The organism is Cedecea neteri (genome assembly GCF_000757825.1).
GTDB lineage: Bacteria > Pseudomonadota > Gammaproteobacteria > Enterobacterales > Enterobacteriaceae > Cedecea > Cedecea selenatireducens.
Genome location: NZ_CP009451.1, coordinates 3,740,773 through 3,761,138 on the forward strand (window position 1 = coordinate 3,740,773; position 20,366 = coordinate 3,761,138).

Below are 20,366 nucleotides of genomic sequence, written 5' to 3' on the forward strand. Positions count from 1 at the left end.
TATCCATTATTTTGATGTGTGTTATTGCTCTGTTAATGTTTGCTTGCATGCCGGCCGGCTATCCCCGACACTATCGCCTCCAAAACGGGAGGGATCATGGTTTTGCATTCCACGCGCTGGCTGGCGCTCAGCTACTTTACCTATTTCTTTAGCTATGGCGTGTTTCTGCCCTTCTGGAGCGTCTGGCTCAAAGGCGTCGGGCTTCCCCCTGAAACCATCGGATTACTGTTAGGCTCAGGGTTAATCGCCCGTTTCCTCGGCAGTTTGTTATTAGCTCCACGCGTGACCGATCCTTCCCGTCTTGTTTTTGCCCTCCGTTTGTTAGCCCTTGCCACCTTGATTTTTGCCGCCGGTTTCTGGCTGGGTCATACCGCATTATGGCTGCTGCTCACGATGATTGGCTTTAACCTGTTCTTCTCGCCTCTGGTGCCGTTAACCGATGCGCTGGCGGGTACCTGGCAGCGGCAAATGCCGCTGGATTATGGCCGGGTGCGCCTCTGGGGATCGCTGGCGTTTGTCATCGGCTCGGCCGTTACCGGCAAGCTGGTGAGCGAGTTCAGCTCTCAGGCTATTTTGGTGCTGTTGACCATCGGCGCGGCGTCGATGCTGATTGGCATGATGCTGCGGCCTTCAATCATGCCGCAGGGGGAAGTCCGTCATCAGACGTCGGCAGGCTGGCCGGCCTGGAAAGGGCTGATTATCAGCGCGTGGCGTTTCCTGGCCTGCGTTTCCCTGCTGCAGGGGGCGCATGCGGCCTATTACGGCTTCAGCGCCATTTACTGGCAGGGGGCGGGCTATTCCGCTTCGGTGGTGGGCTATTTATGGTCGCTTGGCGTAGTGGCGGAAATCGTTATTTTCGCCCTCAGTAACAAACTGTTCCGCCGCTGGAGCGCCCGCGACCTGCTGCTGCTGTCTACCGTCACCGGCATTATCCGCTGGAGCCTGATGGCTACTACTACCGAACTTCCGTGGCTGATTGTCGCGCAGATCCTGCACTGCGGCAGCTTCACCATTTGCCACCTCGCGGCGATGCGCTATATCTCAGCCCGAAAAGGCGGCGAAGTGATTCGCCTGCAGGCCGTTTATTCCGCGGTGGCGATGGGCGGCGGTATCGCGGTGATGACGATTTTCTCCGGCTTCCTCTACCAGCACCTGCAGGGGGGAATGTTCTGGATCATGGCATTGGTGGCGGTACCGGCGCTGTTCCTGCGGCCAAAAGTGACCGCAGTTAATTCCGCTGCGGAAAGCTAAGCTTCGAGCAGCGCTTTTATACGCTGTTGCTGGTGGTCTCCCAGCGGCAGCGTGGCGTGAATGAGCGGAGGGGAAAACAGCGGCAGGGAAGTGGAATAGGGCGTAATCACCAGCACCACCTCACGCGGCGCGCCCTGGCTTTGAAACTGCTGTACCGCAAGGTACTTAATGTTCAACGGCAGCAGAGTCAGCTCGCGCAACTGCTGCTCAATTTTTTGCTCCAGATCGACATCGTCCCCGGTCAGCAGCAGCACCTGCTTTTCCTGAATATCACTTTCCTGCATCAGCCAGGCGCCGAAAATTACCGCCACCAGGCCCGTTTCCGCATCGGAAAAGTGAATCCCATAATGCTGTTCAAATTCGGCAAGTACCTCTCGCGAGGTTCTCATCAGGCGCGGGTAGAGGCGCGTTATCTCTTCTGGCAGATTGCTATCGATGCCGATATTAAACTGGCTGCGATTAAGCGCCTGGGCGAGGTGAATATAAAGCTGGTCGCTCAGCCCCTGCTCGTCGCTAAAAGAGAGCCCGGCCTGCTGGCGAAACCGCTCAATCATCCGCGCTATCTCGTTGTGTAAACGCGCATCCTGTTCGTGCTCATCATTAATCGGGTCAGGGATCCTGAGCAGCTGAAACAGCAGCGCCAGGAAATGCTGTTCGTCGACGTCCGCCGGACGCATTACCCGGCGCTTCCAGTGGCGCGCTATTTCCTGCGCGACAACAAATTCAGGCCGCAGCTGGCTCCATTCGCGCTGCTGCTGCGTCAGGATGGGGGCGTTGCCGGAATGATGCTGATGCAGACAGTACTGTAAAAAAAGCGTCAGGAACTGACTGTCCCGGCTGTCGTACTGCCTTTTTAAACGCCGGGCGCACAGATTAACCAGCGCCCGTAAATTGGTTTCGTCATACAACGCCTTGATAAGCCCCAGCTGATTTAGCTCAGACTTGAGCGCCGGGCTGAAGTGATGCTGCACAAACTGAGGGCAAAGGCGCAGCGAGCGCCGCAGCCAGTGCAGCAGGCAGAGGCGGCGGTCGAGGGCTGTGCCTTCAATCCGATAGCTGCCGTCCTGCTGCTGAGTCAGGGAGAGACGGTGATAACTCTGGATCTCGTGGCCCGTGTCGGCTATATCTTGCAGGGTTTGCGTCTGGTCCACGCCGTTAACGCCGGCAATCACCTCCGGCGTAACGATCTGTTGCGGAAGATAGAGCATCAGAAGCAGGTGGCAGCGGCGCTGCGAACTGGAGAGCACAGAGGGTGGCGGCGTCAGTAAAGTCATCATCTGGCTGTCCCAATGTGGTGTCAGAAGTTAAGAATAGCTAAAGGTTTCGACGCATATATCGACCTTTTTAGTTTTTCATCACGGAATTTAGGCTGGCTCACAGAATTTAAATCTTGAGGGAAGCATGAGCGACAAAAGAATCAGCCTGAAGGGAGTAACCATGCTGGTGGTAGGGCTTTCGGCGGCGGGCGTGCAGGCACATCCCCACAGTTTTATCTCTATCATTACCACGCCGGTGGTTGAGCAGGGACAGCTGACGGGGCTAAAAATGCAGTGGACGATGGACGACATTACTTCAGCGGATCTGTTGTATGACGCCGGTGACGCTAAACCGGATTCTCCGGTGTGGAAAAAGCTGGCCGCCGAGGTGATGGCCAACGTGCTGGGGCAGCACTATTTTACCGAGTTCTGGCATAACAAAGAGAAGGTGAAGTTTGGCAATTTGCCGCCGCAGTATGGCCTGAGCCGCAGCAATCATCAGGCGGTGCTGACGTTTGTGCTGCCGCTGGCGCACCCGCAGCCGCTGAAAGGGCAGACTTATCGCTTCTCGACCTTCGATCCGACCTATTTTGTCGACATGAGCTACGACCACGATACGGACGTGCATTTGCCGCAGACGCTGGCCTCAAGCTGTAAAATTTCCGTTCATACGCCGAAACCGAGCGAAGAGACGCTGCTGTTCGCGCAGTCGCTGGATAAAGCCGATGCGCCGCCGGAGGACATGGACCTTGGCAAGCAGTTTGCTCAGGAGGTGACGCTAACATGTCAGTAATTGCCGTATCTTCTCCCGTCCGCCGTTGGGCCCATCTGTGGCCGCTGGCGCTGTTTATTCTGCTTGCCGCCGCCGGGCTTTACGCCCTGTGGCTCTACTGGCCGCAAATCCTGCTTAGTTCCGCCGGCTGGCAGCGCTCAATCAATCAGGAATTGAGCGGGCTGCTGCGCCAGGTGGCCGAAAACCCTGCCCGGGCGGGCCTGTCGCTGCTCTCGTTCAGCTTTGTGTATGGCGTGCTGCATGCGCTGGGGCCGGGACACGGAAAAATTGTTATTACGACCTGGCTTGCTACGCACCCTTCAAAGCTCAAAAGCAGTCTGGGGCTGACTTTTGCCGCCTCTTTATTACAGGGGCTGGTGGCTATTGTGCTGGTGGTTGTGGTGCTGGGCGTGTTGGCCCTGCCGTCGCGCCAGCTTCATCTCAGCAGTTTTTGGCTTGAGAAAGGTAGCTATCTGCTGGTTGGCGCGCTGGGCGTTTTGCTGAGCTGGCGTGCTTTACGCCGCTTACGCGTTCAGCTGCGCCGCAAACCTAAATTTACCTCGTTTACGCCGCATCATGTGCATGACGCTAACTGCGGCTGTGGGCATCAGCACGTCCCGGATGAAAAACAGCTGGCAGCGGGGAGCGACTGGCGGGCCAGGCTGATGATCGTCCTGTCCATGGGCATGCGTCCTTGTTCAGGCGCGATTATGGTGCTGCTGTTCAGCAAGGTTATCGGAGTCTTTAGCTGGGGCGTGCTTTCTGCGCTGGTGATGGCGGCGGGCACCTCAATCACGATTTCCGGCCTGGCGCTGCTGGTGCACAGCTTCCGCTCGCTGGCGGTTCGGTTAAGCGGCAATCGGGCGCCGGTACTTTGGCGGCAGGTGGGCTGGTCAACGCTGGCGCTGGCGGGCGGCGTGATTCTGGTGGTGGCGGCGCTTATCATGTGGCTGAGCGTTCAGCCGATGGCGAGAGGCATCCGGCCTTTCTGACCGTACTTGAGAATAAGGGCATAAAAAAATCCCCTCGCCGCAAAGGCTGAGGGGATTTTTGTTTTTGCCTCTTATCTGATAACGAAGGGGAGGCAAAAAAGCTTAGCGCTTCAGCGCCTCGCTCAGTTCATCACGCATGGTTGCCAGCATGGCTTTCACTACGCGCGGGTTACCTGCCACGATGTTGCCGCTTGTCAGGTAGTTATGGCCGCCGGTGAAATCACACACGATGCTGCCCGCTTCACGAGCCAGCAGTTCGCCTGCGGCGAAATCCCATGGCTTCAGGCCAATTTCGAAGAAACCGTCCACGCGGCCAGCGGCAACGTAGGCCAGGTCCAGCGCAGCGGAACCGGTGCGACGGAAGTCTGCACACTGGGTGAACAGTTTGCCAACGATGTTGATGTAAGAAGGAGCGTGCTGCTTCACTTTGAACGGGAAGCCGGTCGCCAGTACGGTGCCGTCCAGGTCGCGAGCGTTGCTGCCGCGCAGACGGTAGCCGTTAAGCTGAGCGCCCTGGCCGCGGGTAGCGGTGAACAGTTCGTTACGCATTGGATCGTAAACAACGGCAACTTCAGTGCGGCCTTTAATACGAACAGCGATAGAAACGGAGAAGTGTGGCAGACGTTTGATGAAGTTGGTGGTGCCATCCAGCGGATCGATAACCCATTGCACGTCCTTATCTTCGCCTGCATGTTCACCGCTTTCTTCGGTGATGATGGTGTGCTGCGGGTAAGATTTGCGGATTGTTTCGATAATAATCGCTTCCGCGGCTTTATCGACGTTAGTCACAAAGTCATTGCTGCCTTTCTGACTGCTTTCTACGGAGTCTGGTGTTTCGTAGTGTTTGGCAATTACATTACCCGCCTTGCGCGCAGCACGCACGGCGATGGTCAACATAGGATGTTGCATCGGTCTCTCTCGCTGGATGTTAAAGAACGGAAATCGCGGCGGAGTATAGCAGAGCGTTCGGAATATGTCCCAGGGATATGATAAGATATTGCGATATTCTTCCCAGGCTGTGAATGATAATGCTGCAAAACGTACGAATCGTGCTGGTTGAAACCTCCCATACCGGCAACATGGGCTCCGTGGCTCGTGCTATGAAAACCATGGGCTTAACTAACCTTTGGCTGGTCAATCCGTTGGTAAAACCTGACTCCCAGGCCATCGCCCTGGCGGCCGGTGCCAGCGACGTGATTGGTGATGCTCAGATTGTTGATACCCTCGATGAGGCGCTGGCAGGGTGCAGCCTGGTAGTCGGCACCAGCGCGCGCTCCCGTACGCTGCCGTGGCCGATGCTTGACCCACGCGAATGCGGCCTGAAAAGCATCAGCGAAGCGCAGCATGCCCCGGTCGCTATCGTGTTTGGCCGCGAGCGCGTGGGCCTGACCAACGAAGAGCTGCAGAAGTGCCATTACCACGTCGCCATTCAGGCAAACCCGGAATACAGCTCGCTTAACCTGGCTATGGCGGTGCAGATCCTCGCCTATGAAGTGCGTATCGCCTGGCTTGCTACCCAGGAGCAGCCGGAAGCCCCTAAAGAAGACGAAGACGCGCCTTATCCATTAGTGGATGACCTGGAGCGTTTCTACGTGCATCTCGAAAAAGCGCTGCAGGAAAGCGGTTTTATTCGCCCAACCCATCCGGGGCAGGTGATGAGCCGACTGCGTCGTCTGTTTACCCGCGCACGCCCGGAAAGTCAGGAATTAAACATCCTGCGCGGCATGCTGGCGTCGTTGGAAAACCCGAAAAAATCGGGCCAATAATACTTGAGTAAAATGGTAGGTTAAATAGTTGACCATTTTACTCAGGAATGTCAGACTTGCGTCCTGCTATGTGACAATCACACTTTTAAAAACCCCCGGGTCGAGGGGCTATTTGAGGTTAAGTAAGACATGAGACTGACATCAAAAGGGCGCTATGCCGTAACCGCGATGCTTGACGTTGCGCTGAACTCTGAATCGGGCCCGGTTCCATTGGCTGATATTTCTGAACGTCAGGGTATTTCACTCTCCTACCTGGAGCAGCTGTTCTCCCGCCTGCGTAAAAATGGCCTGGTAGCCAGCGTGCGCGGTCCTGGCGGTGGTTATCTGTTAGGTAAAGACGCGGGCAGCATCGCCGTGGGCGAAGTGATCAGCGCCGTTGATGAGTCCGTAGACGCTACCCGTTGTCAGGGTAAAGGTGGCTGCCAGGGCGGCGATAAGTGCCTGACCCACGCGCTGTGGCGCGATCTGAGCGACCGCCTGACCGGCTTCCTGAACAACATCACCCTCGGTGAACTGGTGAATAACCAGGAAGTTCTGGACGTGGCCGACCGTCAGCACAATGAAAACCATCGCAGCACACGTTCTCAAGACGCGATTGACGTCAAACTGCGCGCATAAGCAGAAGAACAAGAATTTTAGAATCAGGTTGGGGGAGCGGTGCTCCCTGTCTATAACGGCAGCATATTTTAAGCCTGATTCTTCGCATTGAAGTGATGTACGGAGCTTAAGAGCAATGAAATTACCGATTTACCTCGACTATTCCGCAACCACGCCGGTTGATCCGCGTGTTGCTGAGAAGATGATGCAGTTTTTAACGATGGACGGAACCTTCGGTAACCCGGCCTCCCGTTCCCACCGTTTTGGCTGGCAGGCTGAAGAAGCCGTTGATATCGCCCGTAACCAAATCGCTGAGCTGGTTGGTGCCGATCCGCGTGAAATCGTTTTCACCTCCGGTGCGACCGAGTCAGACAACCTGGCTATCAAAGGTGCCGCCAACTTCTATCAGAAGAAAGGCAAGCACATCATCACCGTAAAAACCGAACACAAAGCCGTGCTGGACACCTGTCGCCAGCTTGAGCGTGAAGGGTTTGAGGTGACTTATCTGGCGCCGCAGAGCAACGGTATCGTTGACCTGAAGCAGCTGGAAGCCGCCATGCGTGAAGACACTATTCTGGTGTCCATCATGCACGTGAATAACGAAATCGGCGTGGTGCAGGATATCGCGGCTATCGGCGAAATGTGCCGTTCCCGTGGCATTATCTTCCACGTTGACGCCACCCAAAGCGTGGGCAAACTGCCTATCGACCTGAGCCAGCTTAAAGTGGACCTGATGTCCTTCTCTGGCCACAAAATTTACGGGCCGAAAGGTATCGGTGCGCTGTACGTGCGTCGTAAACCGCGTATCCGTATCGAAGCACAGATTCACGGCGGTGGTCACGAGCGCGGTATGCGTTCCGGTACGCTGCCTGTGCACCAGATCGTCGGCATGGGCGAAGCTTACCGTATCGCAAAAGAAGAGATGGAGACCGAAATGGCCCGTCTGCGCACGCTGCGTAACCGTCTGTGGAACGGCGTGAAAGATATGGAAGAAGTTTACCTGAACGGTGACCTGGAGCACGGCGCGCCAAACATCCTGAACGTCAGCTTTAACTACGTTGAAGGTGAGTCGCTGATCATGGCGCTGAAAGACCTCGCGGTTTCTTCAGGTTCTGCCTGTACTTCCGCTAGCCTCGAGCCATCCTACGTGCTGCGCGCGCTGGGAATGAGCGATGAACTGGCTCACAGCTCTATCCGTTTCTCTCTGGGTCGTTTTACCACTGAAGAAGAGATCGATTACACCATCGAGCTGGTACGTAAATCCATCGGCCGTCTGCGCGACCTTTCTCCGCTGTGGGAAATGTTCAAGCAGGGCGTGGATATTAATTCCATCGAATGGGCTCATCACTGATCGTTCGTCAGGACGTCGATTTCAGATTCTGGAGAAGTAAAAATGGCTTACAGCGAAAAAGTAATTGATCACTACGAAAACCCACGCAACGTCGGTTCTTTCGACAACAGCGACGATAGCGTTGGTTCCGGCATGGTGGGTGCACCGGCCTGTGGCGACGTGATGAAGTTGCAGATCAAAGTCAACAATGAAGGTATCATTGAAGACGCGCGTTTCAAAACCTACGGCTGCGGTTCGGCGATTGCTTCCAGCTCGCTGGTGACCGAGTGGGTGAAGGGCAAGTCCCTGGACGAAGCGCAGGCGATCAAAAACACCGACATCGCAGACGAACTCGAACTGCCGCCGGTGAAGATTCACTGCTCAATCCTTGCAGAAGACGCAATTAAAGCGGCTATCGCGGATTACAAAAGCAAACGTGAAACAAAATAACTCTCACTAATTCGAGCTTGCTGCCCGGCAGCGGCTCGAAGTATGACGAGTTAAATATCTGATTGAGGTTGTTGTATGTCGATTACCCTTAGCGACAGCGCTGCTGCCCGTGTAAATGCCTTCCTGACCAACCGTGGTAAAGGGTTTGGTTTGCGTCTGGGCGTGCGCACTTCAGGCTGCTCTGGGATGGCTTATGTTCTCGAATTTGTAGACGAACCGCTGGTGGATGACACCGTGTTCGAAGACAAAGGCGTGAAGGTGGTTGTCGATGGTAAAAGCCTGCAATTTTTAAACGGGACAGAGCTCGACTTCGTGAAAGAAGGCCTTAACGAAGGGTTTAAGTTTACTAACCCTAACGTGAAGGACGAGTGTGGCTGCGGCGAAAGCTTCCACGTCTGATCCTGCGCATCTCCCCACCGGCTTTGGCCCGTGGGGATTTTGCTTTACCACCCAGCATTTACCTGACATGAACCCGAGTCTGTTATGGATTATTTTACCCTGTTTGGGCTAACGCCAGGCTATACCCTGAACATCGAGCTTCTGGCTAGCCGTTACCAGGAGCTGCAGCGCCAGTTCCACCCGGACAAATACGCCAGCCGCCCTCAGGCGGAACAGCTTCTGGCCGTTAGCCAATCCGCAACCATCAACCAGGCCTGGCAGACGCTGCGTCACCCGCTTACCCGCGCCGAATACATCCTGTCCCTGAACGGCTTCGATCTGGCTAATGAACAGCATACCGTGCGCGACACCGCGTTCCTGATGGAACAGTTGGATCTGCGCGAAGAGCTGGATGATATCGACCAGGCTAAAGACAGTGACAGGCTTGAAAGCTTTGCCTCTCGCGTAAAAACGATGGTGAAAAACCGCAGCGCGCAGATGGTACAGCAGCTGGATGACCAGCAGTGGGAACAGGCGGCGGACACCGTTCGCAAGCTGCGTTTCCTCGATAAATTACAGAGCCAAATTGAACAACTAGAAGAAAAGCTGCTCGACTTTTAACGCCTGAACTCAGGCCCGATTTTTGGAAGCGATACATGGCCTTATTACAAATTAGCGAGCCCGGCATGATGGCTGCGCCGCACCAGCGCAGGCTGGCCGCAGGCATCGACCTTGGCACCACCAACTCGCTGGTGGCTACCGTTCGTAGCGGCCAGGCTGAAACCCTTGCTGACCACGAAGGCCGTCACCTGCTGCCTTCTGTTGTTCACTACCAGCCGCAGGGGCATCTGGTCGGTTTTGACGCGCGCGCGCTTGCCGCTCAGGATCCTGCTAACACTATCAGCTCGGTAAAACGCATGATGGGCCGCTCTCTGGCGGACATTCAGACGCGTTATCCTCATCTTCCGTATCGCCTGCAGGCAAGTGAAAACGGCCTGCCGATGATCGAAACGCCGGCCGGCCTGCTTAACCCGATTCGCATCTCTGCCGATATCCTGAAATCACTCTCTGCCCGCGCCACTGAAACGCTGGAAGGGGAGCTTGATGGCGTGGTTATCACGGTTCCCGCGTATTTTGATGACGCACAGCGTCAGGGTACCAAAGACGCCGCGCGCCTCGCTGGCCTGCACGTTCTGCGTCTGCTGAACGAACCTACCGCGGCGGCTATTGCCTATGGCCTGGATTCAGGTAAAGAAGGCGTCATTGCCGTTTACGATCTGGGTGGCGGTACTTTTGATATCTCTATTCTTCGCCTGAGCCGCGGCGTGTTTGAAGTGCTGGCAACGGGCGGTGATTCCGCGCTTGGCGGCGATGACTTCGACCACCTGCTGGCCGACTGGCTGCGCGAGCAGGCCGGAATTGCCGATCGCAGCGACGACCGCGTACAGCGCCAGCTTCTGGACGCAGCCATCGCGGCCAAAATCGCCCTCAGCGATGCTGCCACCGCCAGCGTCGAAGTGGCGGGCTGGCAGGGTGAAGTAACTCGCGAGCAGTTCAACGACCTTATCTCTTCGCTGGTTAAACGTACTTTGCTGTCCTGCCGTCGCGCGTTAAAAGACGCGGGCGTAGAAGCAGAAGAAGTGCTGGAAGTGGTGATGGTTGGCGGCTCAACCCGCGTACCTTTGGTGCGTGAGCGCGTAGGCGAATTCTTTGGCCGTACGCCGCTAACGTCTATCGACCCGGACAAAGTCGTTGCCATCGGCGCGGCAATCCAGGCCGACATTCTGGTGGGGAATAAGCCGGACAGCGAAATGCTGCTGCTGGACGTGATCCCACTGTCGCTTGGCCTGGAAACGATGGGCGGGCTGGTTGAGAAAGTCATCCCGCGTAACACCACCATCCCGGTAGCGCGTGCGCAGGAATTCACCACCTTCAAAGACGGCCAGACCGCTATGGCTATCCACGTGCTGCAGGGCGAGCGTGAACTCGTTCAGGATTGCCGTTCGCTGGCTCGCTTTACGCTGCGCGGCATTCCAGCCATGTCCGCTGGCGGGGCCCATATTCGCGTCACCTTCCAGGTAGACGCCGATGGCCTGCTGAGCGTAACGGCAATGGAAAAATCCACCGGCGTTGAATCCTCAATCCAGGTGAAACCTTCTTATGGCCTGAGTGATGGCGAAATTGCCAGCATGATTCAGGACTCCATGAGTTACGCCGAGCATGACGTGCAAGCACGTATGCTGGCCGAGCAAAAAGTCGAAGCTGCCCGCGTGCTGGAGAGTTTGACCAGCGCGTTGACGGCGGATGCCGCGCTGCTAAGCGCCGCAGAGCGTGCCGACATTGATGCCGCGATGGCCGCGTTAAGCGCTGCCGCCGCGAGTGACGATGCCGACGCTATTCAAAATGAAATCAAAAACGTAGACAAGCAAACCCAGGAATTCGCCGCGCGCCGTATGGATCAATCGATCCGTAAAGCGTTGACCGGCCATTCCGTGGACGAGGTTTAATATGCCAAAGATTGTTTTTCTGCCTCATCAGGACCTGTGTCCGGATGGCGCAGTTCTGGAAGCGAAGCAAGGTGAAACCATTCTCGACGTTGCGCTGCGCAACGGTATTGAGATTGAACACGCCTGTGAGAAGTCCTGCGCCTGCACCACCTGCCACTGCGTTGTGCGTGAAGGTTTTGATTCACTCGCGGAAAGCACCGAGGACGAAGACGACATGCTGGATAAAGCATGGGGTCTGGAGCCGGAAAGCCGCTTGAGCTGCCAGGCTCGCGTCAGCGACGAAGACCTGGTGGTTGAGATGCCGCGTTACACCATTAACCACGCACGCGAACATTAACGGGAGTCGCCATGGGACTGAAGTGGACCGACAGCCGCGAAATCGGCGAAGCGCTGTACGACAGCCGTCCGGATCTCGATCCTAAGACGGTGCGTTTCACCGATATGCACCAGTGGATCTGCGAGCTGGAAGAGTTTGATGACGATCCGAGCGCTTCTAACGAGAAAGTACTGGAAGCGATTTTGCTTGTCTGGTTAGATGAAGCTGAATGATACACGGGCTGCCTTGGGCGGCCCGTTGTACTGATGACCAGGTTCATTGCCCTAAAATGTTCGGATCGCGATCGAATAAAAGCAATGAATTGTGTTCTCTGGTTTGCCCCAAACAGTCGAAAATCCCATTTTTCGGCTGTTTGACATCAATCTAACGGGCTGCCTTGGGCGGCCCGTTTTTGCATTTTGCCTGTGCTGAACAATGAAGGATTGGAAAATGACTGAAGCCATGAAAATCACCCTTTCCACGCAGCCAGCGGACGCACGCTGGGGCGAAAAGGCGACGTATAGCATTAACAATGACGGCATTACCCTACACCTGACCGGCAAAGACGATCTCGGTCTTATCCAGCGCGCAGCGCGCAAAATTGATGGCCAGGGGCTGAAGCACGTTCAGCTGGCTGGCGAAGGCTGGGACGTAGAGAAGAGCTGGGCCTTCTGGCAGGGCTATCGCGCACCAAAAGGCACCCGCAAAATTGACTGGGCCGTGCTGAGCGAAACCGAGCAGAAAGAGCTGGATAGCCGCCTGAAAGTGATTGACTGGGTTCGCCACACCATCAACACCCCGGCAGAAGAGCTGGGCCCGGAGCAGCTTGCTTCCCGCGCCGTTGACCTGCTGTGTGACGTTGCCTGTGACCACGTTTCTTACCGTATTACCAAGGGCGAAGACCTGCGTGAGCAGAACTATGCCGGGATCCACACCGTTGGCCGTGGCTCTGACCGTGCACCCGTGCTGCTGGCGCTGGACTACAACCCAACCGGTAACCCGGACGCGCCGGTTTACGCAAGCCTGGTCGGGAAGGGCATCACCTTTGACTCCGGCGGCTACAGCATCAAACAGACCGCGTTCATGGATTCTATGAAATCCGACATGGGCGGTGCAGCGACTATTACCGGCGCACTGGCTCTGGCCATCACCCGTGGCCTGAACAAGCGCGTGAAGCTGTTCCTGTGCTGCGCGGATAACATGATCAGCGGCAATGCAATGAAGCTGGGTGACATCATCACCTACCGTAACGGTAAAACCGTTGAAGTGATGAACACCGACGCCGAAGGGCGCCTGGTGCTGGCCGATGGCCTGATTGACGCTGCCGCTCAGAAACCAGAGCTGATTATCGACTGCGCCACCCTGACCGGTGCGGCGAAAACGGCGCTGGGTAACGATTACCACGCGGTATTCAGCTTTGACGAAAAGCTGGCCGCTCGCCTGCTGACCAGCGCCGCCGAAGAAAACGAGCCGTTCTGGCGCCTGCCGCTGGCGGAATTCCACCGCAGCCAGCTGCCGTCTAACTTCGCCGAGCTGAACAATACCGCCAACGCCTCTTATCCGGCGGGTGCAAGCACTGCGGCAGGTTTCCTGTCTCACTTTGTGGAAAACTACCACCAGGGCTGGGTACACGTGGACTGTTCTGCAACCTACCGTAAGGGCGCGGTTGAGCAATGGTCTGCCGGTGCCACCGGTCTGGGCGTACGTGCGATCGCCAATCTGCTGTTAGCTAAGTAATACTGCCTCTCACCCCGGCCCTCTCCCCATAGGGGAGAGGGGGAAGGACGGTCCTGAACTGTCCCCTCACCCTTCCAGGGAGAGGGTTAGGGTGAGGGTAAAACCTCTTAAGCTTTATCCCGGAATCACAATGTCAGAAACAAAAAATGAACTAGAAACCCTGCTTGAGCAGGCGGCAACCGAGCCGGCCCACCGCCCGGCATTTTTCCGTACCCTGCTGGAATCCACCGTTTGGGTGCCGGGCAACGCGGCGGAAGGTGAAGCTATCGACGCCGACAGTGCGGTTGAACTGCAGCACTGGGAAAAAGAAGATGGTACTTCGGTGATCCCTTTCTTCACATCCCTGGAAGCTCTGCAGGAAGCTGTAAGCCATGAGCAGGCGTTTGTGGTGATGCCCGTGCGCACTTTGTTTGAAATGACGCTGGGCGAATCTCTGTTCCTTAACGCCAAACTGCCGACCGGCAAAGAATTTACGCCAAACGAAATCAACCATTTGGTCAGCGCAGAGAGTGACCCTCTGAGCCAGCAGAAAGTGCTGGAGGGCGGCACCTCGCTGCTGCTTTCAGAAGTTGCCGAGCCGCCAGCACAGATGGTCGACTCGCTGACGACGCTGTTTAAAAACCTGAAAACGGTTAAACGGGCGTTTATCTGCTCCATCAAGGAACAGGCAGACGAAGAACCAAACCTGCTGATCGGTATTGAGGCTGACGGCGACATCGAGGCAATCATTCGCCAGGCCGGGAGCGTGGCAACCGATACGTTACCGGGCGATGAGCCGGTTGATATCTGCCTGGTCGTGGAGGGTGAGAAGGGCATCAGCCACTTTATGATTGCCCACATAACCCCGTTCTACGAACGCCGTTGGGGTAGCTTCCTGCGCGACTTTAAGCAAAACCGTATTATTTGACGGCTGTTTGCCATCAATTTGAAGGGAGGCGCTTATGCCTCCCTTTTTGTTTTACTGCGCAGGCTCAACCGGCAGGTCAGGGCGAGCGCCCCATTCACTCCACGAACCATCGTAAAGCGACACGCCGTTCACGCCCAGCGTCGTCAGTGCCAGTACCACGACGGCAGCCGTGACGCCGGAGCCGCAGCTGGCAATGATTGGCCGCTCGAAGCTTACGCCCTGGCGCTCGAAGATTTCGCTCAGTTTGTCCGATGTCTTCAACTGGCCGTTTTCCACAAGGTCCACCCACGGCACGTTAAGTGCGCCTGGGATATGGCCGCGTTTCAGGCCTGGGCGCGGCTCATCTGCCAGCGCATTAAAGCGTGGTGCCGGGCGAGCATCCACAATCTGAGCGGTGCCTTCGTGGCTGACCAGCAGCACGTCGGTAAGGCGTTTGATCACCAGCGGATCGAAGTTAACCTCGAACTCACCTTCCTGCAGCTCCACGTCCCCTTGTTCCAGCGGCAACGCTTCACGTTGCCATTCCGCCAGCCCACCGGCCAGAATCGACACTCTTTCGACGCCGAAGGTGCGCAGCATCCACCAGGCACGAGGCGCGGAGAACAGATTACCTTCGTCGTAGACTACCAGGTGCTTATCGCTGCTGACGCCCAGCTCGCGCATAGCAACGGCAAATGCTTCGGCACGCGGCATCATGTGGGGAAGGGGGCTGGTGTGATCGGAGAGCGCCTCGATGTCAAAATAGACCGCACGTGGCAGATGCCCGGCCCGGTATTCGCCCGGCAGGTCGCGGTGCTCCTGCCCTGGCGGTGCCATACGGGCATCTAAAATCTGGATATCGTCATCGTTAATGTGTTCTGCGAGCCAGTCGCTCGCGACGAAGAAAGAGGTGGACATAGTGAGCCTCCGGTTCATCAAAGAAAATCGGATTGTCGGTGTTTTTCCAGAACCCGGCAAGCAGCCTTGCCTGACATCGCGAGATACTTCGTAAAACTTATTGAATGCAGTCGCTAATTTACCGTTGCCTGCGAGACATCTCGCAAGGCAGAGGATTCCTACTTTCGCTTTTCTGGCTAATCCGCATAATACTTGCTCTACGTAATGTTTAGCGGCCCTTATTGGCCAGGGATGAAAGAATGAATGCACTACGTTTGACGAGCCTTGCCGCGCTGGTTTGCGGCCTGCTGGCGCTTTCGGGCTGTGACGATAAAAACAATCAGCAAACCGTTCAGCCCACCGCCTCTGCTGCGGCGGAACAAAGCAGCAAAGCTGAAACTAAACCGGATACCGCCCAGCTAGAAAAACTGGCGCAGCAGTCCGCAGGGAAGCCGCTGAAACTGCTTGATGCCTCCGAAGTTCAGCTGGACGGTGCCAGCACGTTAGTGCTGACGTTTTCCATTCCGCTCGATCCCAATCAGGACTTCAATAAAGTCGCCCATCTGGTGGATAAAACCAGCGGCAAAGTGGACGGTGCCTGGGAGCTTTCCCGCGACCTGAAAGAGCTACGCCTGCGCCACCTTGAGCCAAAACGCACGCTGATCGTGACCGTAGAAAGTGGCCTGCTTGCACTGAATAAAGCGACGCTGGAGGCCAGCTTCGAAAAACAGATCGCCACGCGTGACGTGCAGCCGAGCGTAGGCTTTGCCAGCAAAGGCTCGTTACTGCCGACCAAAGTGATTGCGGGTTTGCCTGTTATGGCGCTCAACGTCGATAAAATTGACGTCAACTTCTACCGCATTAAGGACAGCTCGCTCAGCGCGTTTGTCAGCCAATGGCAGTATCGCAACTCGGTCTCTAACTGGGAGTCCGACAATCTTCTGAAACTGGCCGATCTGGTTTACACCGGTCGTTTTGACCTCAACCCTGCACGCAACACCCGCGAGAAGCTGATGTTGCCGCTGGGCGATATCAAGCCCCTGCAGCAGCCCGGCGTTTATCTGGCGATCATGAATCAGGCGGGTCATTACGCCTACAGCAATGCCGCGACGCTCTTCACGCTGAGCGATGTGGGCATTTCGGTGCATCGCTATCACGACAGGCTGGACGTCTTTACCCAGAGTCTGGAAAACGGTGCCGCGCAGTCGGGCGTTGAAATTGTGCTGCTGAACGAAAAAGGGCAGACGGTTGGGCAAGGTAAAAGCGACGGTGACGGGCACGCCACGCTTGAGAAGCTGAATAAAGGCACGTTACTGCTGGCGCGCAATGGCGAGCAAACCACGCTGCTGGATCTCAGCCGCCCGGCGCTGGACCTGGCCGAGTTTGATATCGCCGGTGAACAGGGCTACAGCAAACAGTTCTTTATGTTTGGCCCAAGAGATCTCTATCGCCCGGGAGAGTCGGTCATCGTTAATGCCCTGCTCAGGGACGGAGACGGCAAACCGCTGCCGCCGCAGCCGGTGAAGCTTGAGGTGGTGAAACCAGATGGTCAGGTTGCCCGCACCGAAGTCTGGCAGTCGGCCAACGGGCTTTATCAATTTACCTGGCCTCTGAGCGACAGCGCGGCAACCGGGAACTGGCAAATGCGGGTCAACACCGGGGATAACCAGCCTCGCAGCTGGGCATTTAAAGTTGAAGACTTTATGCCGGAGCGTATGGCGCTGAATCTCACGGCGCAGAGTGCGCCGATATCCCCTGAAGATACCGTCAACTTTGACGTTGCCGGGCGCTATCTCTATGGGGCGCCAGCCGCGGGTAACAACCTTCAGGGGCAGCTCTTCCTGCGTCCTTTACGTGAGGCCGTTGCCGGGCTTCCGGGGTTCCAGTTTGGCGATATTAATGAGCAAAACCTTGCCCGTAGCCTGGATGCCGTTGAGCTAACGCTCGATGAAAAGGGGCATACGACCGTCAGCGCGGAAAGCCAGTGGGGAGACGTGCATTCTCCACTCCGCCTGATTTTGCAGGCCAGCCTGCTGGAGTCCGGCGGTCGCCCGGTGACACGCCGCGTAGAGCAGGCCATCTGGCCCGCTCAGGCATTGCCGGGGATCCGCCCTCAGTTTGCCAGTAAAGAGGTCTATGACTACCGGACCGACACTACCCGCACGCAGCCGATCGTTGATGAAGACAGCAGCGTAGGCTTTGACATTGTCTATGCAGATGCACAGGGAGAGAAGCTAGCGGTAAGTGACCTGGACGTGCGCCTGATTCGCGAGCGTAGGGATTACTACTGGAGCTGGGAAGAAAGCGAAGGCTGGCAGTCTCAGTATGACCAAAAAGATCTGGTGGAAGCGGAGCAGAAGCTAACCCTTACCGCAGGGGAAACGGGCAAGGTGGCCTTCCCCGTAGAGTGGGGCTCCTACCGCCTGGAAGTCCGTGACCCACAAAGTAATCTCGTCAGCAGCCTGCGTTTTTGGGCAGGCTATAGCTGGCAGGATAACAGCGACGGAACCGGGGCGGTACGCCCGGACCGGGTGACGCTAAAAATAGACAAGCCTTCCTATAAAGCGGGCGATACCATCAATCTACATATCGCCGCACCTGCAGCGGGTAAAGGGTATGCGCTGGTGGAGTCCAGCGATGGGCCGCTGTGGTGGAAAGAAATAGACGTTCCGGCAAGCGGCATGGATCTCGCTATCCCGGTGGATAAAAGCTGGCAGCGTCACGATCTTTACCTGAGTACCGTGGTTATTCGCCCCGGAGACAAGGCTCGTTCCGCCACGCCTAAGCGCGCTGTCGGGATCCTTCACCTGCCGCTAGGAGACGAGAGTCGCCGCCTCGATCTTACGTTGCAAAATCCAGCCAAAATGCGCCCCAACCAGAACCTGACGGTTAAGGTGAAGGCCAGCGTGAAAAATGGCGAAGTGCCGAAGCAGATCAACGTGCTGCTGTCCGCCGTGGACAGCGGCGTGCTTAACATCACCGATTACAAAACGCCGGATCCGTGGGATGCCTTCTTTGGACGCAAGCGCTATGGCGCTGACATTTACGACATTTACGGCCAGGTGATTGAAGGCGAGGGGCGGCTGGCTGCGCTGCGCTTTGGCGGTGACGGAGATGAAGGTGATGAGCTAAGCCGTGGTGGTAAAAAGCCGGTAAACCACGTGACTATCATCGCGCAACAGGCTCAGCCCGTAGCATTAGATGAAAACGGTGAAGGAACGGTGACGCTGCCAATTGGTGATTTCAACGGTGAACTGCGGGTCATGGCGCAGGCCTGGACCGACGATCGCTTTGGTAATAGCGAAGAAAAAGTTACGGTTGCCGCGCCGCTGGTGAGCGAGCTGGCCGCGCCGAGATTTATGGCCGGTGGAGATACCAGCCGCCTGGCGCTGGATCTCACTAACCTGACGGACAGACCCCAGCAGCTTAGCGTGGCGCTCAGCGCTCAGGGCCTGTTAGCGCTAAACGGAGCGTCGACGATGGACGTGAAGCTGGCCCCTGGTGCTCGCGGCACGCTGTTCATCCCTGTTCGCGCGCTGGAAGGTTTTGGTGACGGTGAAATCAAAGCCGTGATTAACGGACTTTCACTGCCGGGCGAGACGCTGGCGACCCCGGATAAACAGTGGAAAATCGGCGTTCGTCCTGCGTTCCCTGCGCAGACGGTGAACAGTGGCGCGGTGGTTAAACCGGGCGAAGTCTGGACGCTTCCACCTGCGCATCTGTCAGGGATTGCTGCTTCGACGCTGGAAGGTCAACTGCTGCTGAGCGGGCGCCCGCCTCTGAACCTGGCGCGCTACATTCGCGAGCTAAAAGCCTATCCGTACGGCTGCCTGGAGCAGACGACCAGCGGCCTGTTCCCGTCGCTGTACACTAACGAAGCTGAACTTAACGCATTGGGTATCAAAGGGATAACCGATTCTCAGCGTCGCGCTGCCATTGATGTGGGCATTGCCCGCCTGCAGGAAATGCAAAGCGACAATGGCGGCTTCGGGCTGTGGGATAAATCAGGGCCGGAAGAATACTGGCTGACGGCCTATGTTACAGATTTCCTGGTTCGGGCCAGCGAGCAGGGCTACAGCGTTAATGGCGACGCGCTCGGCAAGGCTAATCAGCGCCTGCTGCGCTATCTTCAGGATCCGGGCATGATCGCCTTGCGCTATACCGACGATGCTCCGGCCAGCCGCTTCGCGGTTCAGGCCTATGCCGGGCTGGTGCTGGCTCGTCAACAAAAAGCGCCGCTTGGGGCATTGCGTGAACTGTGGCAGCGTCACGAACAGGCTCGTGCCGGACTGCCGCTGGTGCAGCTGGGTATTGCCCTGAAGCTTATGGGCGATGAGCCGCGTAGCCAGCAGGCGATTGCTCTGGGGCTGAAAACTCAGCGCAGCGATAAACAGGTATGGATGGCGGATTACGGCAGCGAGCTGCGGGATAAAGCAATGATGCTGAGCCTGCTGGAAGAGAACAAGCTGTTGCCGGATAGCCAGAATCAGCTGCTGCTTGAGCTGTCCGATATGGCCTGGAGCCAGCGCTGGTTATCCACTCAGGAAACGAACGCATTGTTCATTGCCGGCCACGGTCTGCAAAACGTGAAAGGTGACTGGCAGGCGCAGACATCGTTGGGCGCGGGGCCGCTGGCTTCCAGCCAGGCGGTAACGCGTAATCTGACCGCACAGCAGCTTTCTGGCCTGCACCTGACCAACACCGGGATGTCCAGCCTCTATTTACGCCTGGACAGCGCGGGGTATCCGCAGCAGGCGCCGGCTGCCTACAGCAACGTGCTGCATATTGAACGTCACTTCCTTGATGCGAAAGGCAATACACGGTCACTTTCATCGTTGAAAAGCGGGGAGTTGGTGATGGTGTGGCTGGACGTTTGGGCTGACAAAAACGTGCCGGATGCGCTAGTGGTGGATTTACTGCCTGCCGGGTTGGAGCTGGAAAACCAGAATCTGGCGAACAGCAGCGCCAGCCTGAGCGACAGCGCGAGCGGAGTACAGACGTTGTTGAACCAAATGCAGCAGCAGGACATACAGCATATGGAGTTCAGGGATGACCGCTTTGTGGCCGCGCTGCCGCTGAACGAGGGCCAGCATGCAACCCTTATCTATCTGGCTCGAGCCGTTACGCCGGGAAGCTACACCGTGCCTGTCCCGCAGGTGGAATCAATGTACGTCCCGCAGTGGCGGGCAACCGGTAACAGTACCGGCACGTTGACCGTTGTGCCGTAAGCA

General features: G+C 56.8%; 18 protein-coding genes. 15 read left to right on the forward strand and 3 right to left on the reverse strand.

Going from position 1 to position 20,366, the window contains the following annotated elements:
- Positions 1 to 96: 96 nt before the first annotated feature.
- Entirely contained in the window at positions 97 to 1,251 is a 1,155-nt protein-coding gene (locus JT31_RS17345; protein WP_038479940.1) for a 3-phenylpropionate MFS transporter, read from the forward strand.
- On the opposite strand, the gene csiE is transcribed toward JT31_RS17345, so the two are convergent.
- On the reverse strand, positions 1,248 to 2,528 hold the full coding sequence (gene csiE, locus JT31_RS17350; protein ID WP_038479943.1) for a stationary phase inducible protein CsiE: 1,281 nt from the start codon (positions 2,526 to 2,528) through the stop codon (positions 1,248 to 1,250). The two genes, JT31_RS17345 and csiE, sit on opposite strands and share 4 nt — an antisense overlap.
- A 160-nt stretch (positions 2,529 to 2,688) precedes the next feature.
- Between csiE and JT31_RS17355 the strand changes: the two genes are divergently transcribed.
- Together JT31_RS17355 and JT31_RS17360 are read left to right on the forward strand one after the other, a co-directional pair.
- Positions 2,689 to 3,300, forward strand: a complete 612-nt coding sequence (locus JT31_RS17355; protein ID WP_071842985.1) for a DUF1007 family protein — start codon at positions 2,689 to 2,691, stop codon at positions 3,298 to 3,300.
- A complete protein-coding gene (locus JT31_RS17360; protein ID WP_038479949.1) occupies positions 3,291 to 4,271 on the forward strand; it encodes a nickel/cobalt transporter in 981 nt (326 codons plus the stop codon). The genes JT31_RS17355 and JT31_RS17360 overlap by 10 nt, the downstream gene beginning before the upstream one ends.
- Positions 4,272 to 4,373: 102 nt before the next feature.
- Here JT31_RS17360 and suhB read toward each other — a convergent pair whose 3' ends face one another.
- Positions 4,374 to 5,180, reverse strand: a complete 807-nt coding sequence (gene suhB, locus JT31_RS17365) for an inositol-1-monophosphatase (protein WP_144244060.1) — start codon at positions 5,178 to 5,180, stop codon at positions 4,374 to 4,376.
- A gap of 119 nt (positions 5,181 to 5,299) precedes the next feature.
- Between suhB and trmJ the strand changes: the two genes are divergently transcribed.
- The 11 genes from trmJ (at position 5,300) to sseB (ending at position 14,259) form a co-directional block, all read left to right on the forward strand.
- Positions 5,300 to 6,037, forward strand: coding sequence for a tRNA (cytosine(32)/uridine(32)-2'-O)-methyltransferase TrmJ (trmJ, locus tag JT31_RS17370; protein WP_038483263.1), 738 nt, complete (start codon positions 5,300 to 5,302; stop codon positions 6,035 to 6,037).
- Positions 6,038 to 6,166: 129 nt separating this feature from the next.
- Positions 6,167 to 6,655, forward strand: coding sequence for a Fe-S cluster assembly transcriptional regulator IscR (gene iscR / locus JT31_RS17375; protein ID WP_038479956.1), 489 nt, complete (start codon positions 6,167 to 6,169; stop codon positions 6,653 to 6,655).
- Positions 6,656 to 6,770: 115 nt separating this feature from the next.
- A complete protein-coding gene (iscS, locus tag JT31_RS17380) occupies positions 6,771 to 7,985 on the forward strand; it encodes a cysteine desulfurase (protein ID WP_038479958.1) in 1,215 nt (404 codons plus the stop codon).
- A gap of 42 nt (positions 7,986 to 8,027) precedes the next feature.
- Positions 8,028 to 8,414 (forward strand): Fe-S cluster assembly scaffold IscU, encoded by a 387-nt coding sequence (iscU, locus tag JT31_RS17385; protein WP_038479961.1) that lies wholly within the window; start codon positions 8,028 to 8,030, stop codon positions 8,412 to 8,414.
- A 75-nt stretch (positions 8,415 to 8,489) separates the two neighbouring features.
- Positions 8,490 to 8,813: an iron-sulfur cluster assembly protein IscA gene (gene iscA, locus JT31_RS17390; protein WP_038479966.1), complete on the forward strand. Its 324-nt coding sequence runs from the start codon at positions 8,490 to 8,492 to the stop codon at positions 8,811 to 8,813.
- A gap of 84 nt (positions 8,814 to 8,897) precedes the next feature.
- A complete protein-coding gene (gene hscB, locus JT31_RS17395) occupies positions 8,898 to 9,413 on the forward strand; it encodes a co-chaperone HscB (RefSeq protein WP_038479970.1) in 516 nt (171 codons plus the stop codon).
- A 35-nt stretch (positions 9,414 to 9,448) separates the two neighbouring features.
- A complete protein-coding gene (gene hscA, locus JT31_RS17400) occupies positions 9,449 to 11,299 on the forward strand; it encodes a Fe-S protein assembly chaperone HscA (protein ID WP_038479973.1) in 1,851 nt (616 codons plus the stop codon).
- A gap of 1 nt (position 11,300) precedes the next feature.
- The gene (gene fdx, locus JT31_RS17405; protein WP_008459424.1) at positions 11,301 to 11,636 is read left to right on the forward strand and encodes an ISC system 2Fe-2S type ferredoxin; all 336 of its coding nucleotides are present in this window, start codon (positions 11,301 to 11,303) and stop codon (positions 11,634 to 11,636) included.
- An 11-nt stretch (positions 11,637 to 11,647) separates the two neighbouring features.
- Positions 11,648 to 11,848 (forward strand): Fe-S cluster assembly protein IscX, encoded by a 201-nt coding sequence (gene iscX / locus JT31_RS17410; RefSeq protein ID WP_038479976.1) that lies wholly within the window; start codon positions 11,648 to 11,650, stop codon positions 11,846 to 11,848.
- A gap of 217 nt (positions 11,849 to 12,065) precedes the next feature.
- Complete coding sequence (pepB, locus tag JT31_RS17415; protein ID WP_038479979.1) at positions 12,066 to 13,352, forward strand: aminopeptidase PepB; 1,287 nt, start codon at positions 12,066 to 12,068, stop codon at positions 13,350 to 13,352.
- Positions 13,353 to 13,482: 130 nt separating this feature from the next.
- A complete protein-coding gene (gene sseB, locus JT31_RS17420; protein ID WP_038479982.1) occupies positions 13,483 to 14,259 on the forward strand; it encodes an enhanced serine sensitivity protein SseB in 777 nt (258 codons plus the stop codon).
- A gap of 51 nt (positions 14,260 to 14,310) precedes the next feature.
- Here the strand turns inward: sseB and sseA are convergent, their stop codons facing one another.
- On the reverse strand, positions 14,311 to 15,156 hold the full coding sequence (gene sseA / locus JT31_RS17425; RefSeq protein WP_038479985.1) for a 3-mercaptopyruvate sulfurtransferase: 846 nt from the start codon (positions 15,154 to 15,156) through the stop codon (positions 14,311 to 14,313).
- Between the two features lie 239 nt (positions 15,157 to 15,395).
- On the opposite strand from sseA, the gene JT31_RS17430 reads away from it, so the two are divergent.
- Positions 15,396 to 20,363, forward strand: coding sequence for an alpha-2-macroglobulin family protein (locus JT31_RS17430; RefSeq protein WP_038479988.1), 4,968 nt, complete (start codon positions 15,396 to 15,398; stop codon positions 20,361 to 20,363).
- Positions 20,364 to 20,366 lie beyond the last annotated feature (3 nt).

Bases quoted from the DNA above. Each gene is read 5' to 3' on its own strand.
- JT31_RS17430 (WP_038479988.1), top strand. From the start codon at position 15,396: ATGAATGCACTACGTTTGACGAGCCTTGCCGCGCTGGTTTGCGGCCTG.
- JT31_RS17355 (WP_071842985.1), top strand. From the start codon at position 2,689: ATGCTGGTGGTAGGGCTTTCGGCGGCGGGCGTGCAGGCACATCCCCAC.
- pepB (WP_038479979.1), top strand. From the start codon at position 12,066: ATGACTGAAGCCATGAAAATCACCCTTTCCACGCAGCCAGCGGACGCA.
- JT31_RS17345 (WP_038479940.1), top strand. From the start codon at position 97: ATGGTTTTGCATTCCACGCGCTGGCTGGCGCTCAGCTACTTTACCTAT.
- fdx (WP_008459424.1), top strand. From the start codon at position 11,301: ATGCCAAAGATTGTTTTTCTGCCTCATCAGGACCTGTGTCCGGATGGC.
- trmJ (WP_038483263.1), top strand. From the start codon at position 5,300: ATGCTGCAAAACGTACGAATCGTGCTGGTTGAAACCTCCCATACCGGC.
- hscA (WP_038479973.1), top strand. From the start codon at position 9,449: ATGGCCTTATTACAAATTAGCGAGCCCGGCATGATGGCTGCGCCGCAC.
- iscS (WP_038479958.1), top strand. From the start codon at position 6,771: ATGAAATTACCGATTTACCTCGACTATTCCGCAACCACGCCGGTTGAT.
- iscR (WP_038479956.1), top strand. From the start codon at position 6,167: ATGAGACTGACATCAAAAGGGCGCTATGCCGTAACCGCGATGCTTGAC.
- iscX (WP_038479976.1), top strand. From the start codon at position 11,648: ATGGGACTGAAGTGGACCGACAGCCGCGAAATCGGCGAAGCGCTGTAC.
- hscB (WP_038479970.1), top strand. From the start codon at position 8,898: ATGGATTATTTTACCCTGTTTGGGCTAACGCCAGGCTATACCCTGAAC.
- iscU (WP_038479961.1), top strand. From the start codon at position 8,028: ATGGCTTACAGCGAAAAAGTAATTGATCACTACGAAAACCCACGCAAC.
- sseA (WP_038479985.1), bottom strand. From the start codon at position 15,156: ATGTCCACCTCTTTCTTCGTCGCGAGCGACTGGCTCGCAGAACACATT.
- sseB (WP_038479982.1), top strand. From the start codon at position 13,483: ATGTCAGAAACAAAAAATGAACTAGAAACCCTGCTTGAGCAGGCGGCA.
- suhB (WP_144244060.1), bottom strand. From the start codon at position 5,180: ATGCAACATCCTATGTTGACCATCGCCGTGCGTGCTGCGCGCAAGGCG.
- iscA (WP_038479966.1), top strand. From the start codon at position 8,490: ATGTCGATTACCCTTAGCGACAGCGCTGCTGCCCGTGTAAATGCCTTC.
- JT31_RS17360 (WP_038479949.1), top strand. From the start codon at position 3,291: ATGTCAGTAATTGCCGTATCTTCTCCCGTCCGCCGTTGGGCCCATCTG.
- csiE (WP_038479943.1), bottom strand. From the start codon at position 2,528: ATGATGACTTTACTGACGCCGCCACCCTCTGTGCTCTCCAGTTCGCAG.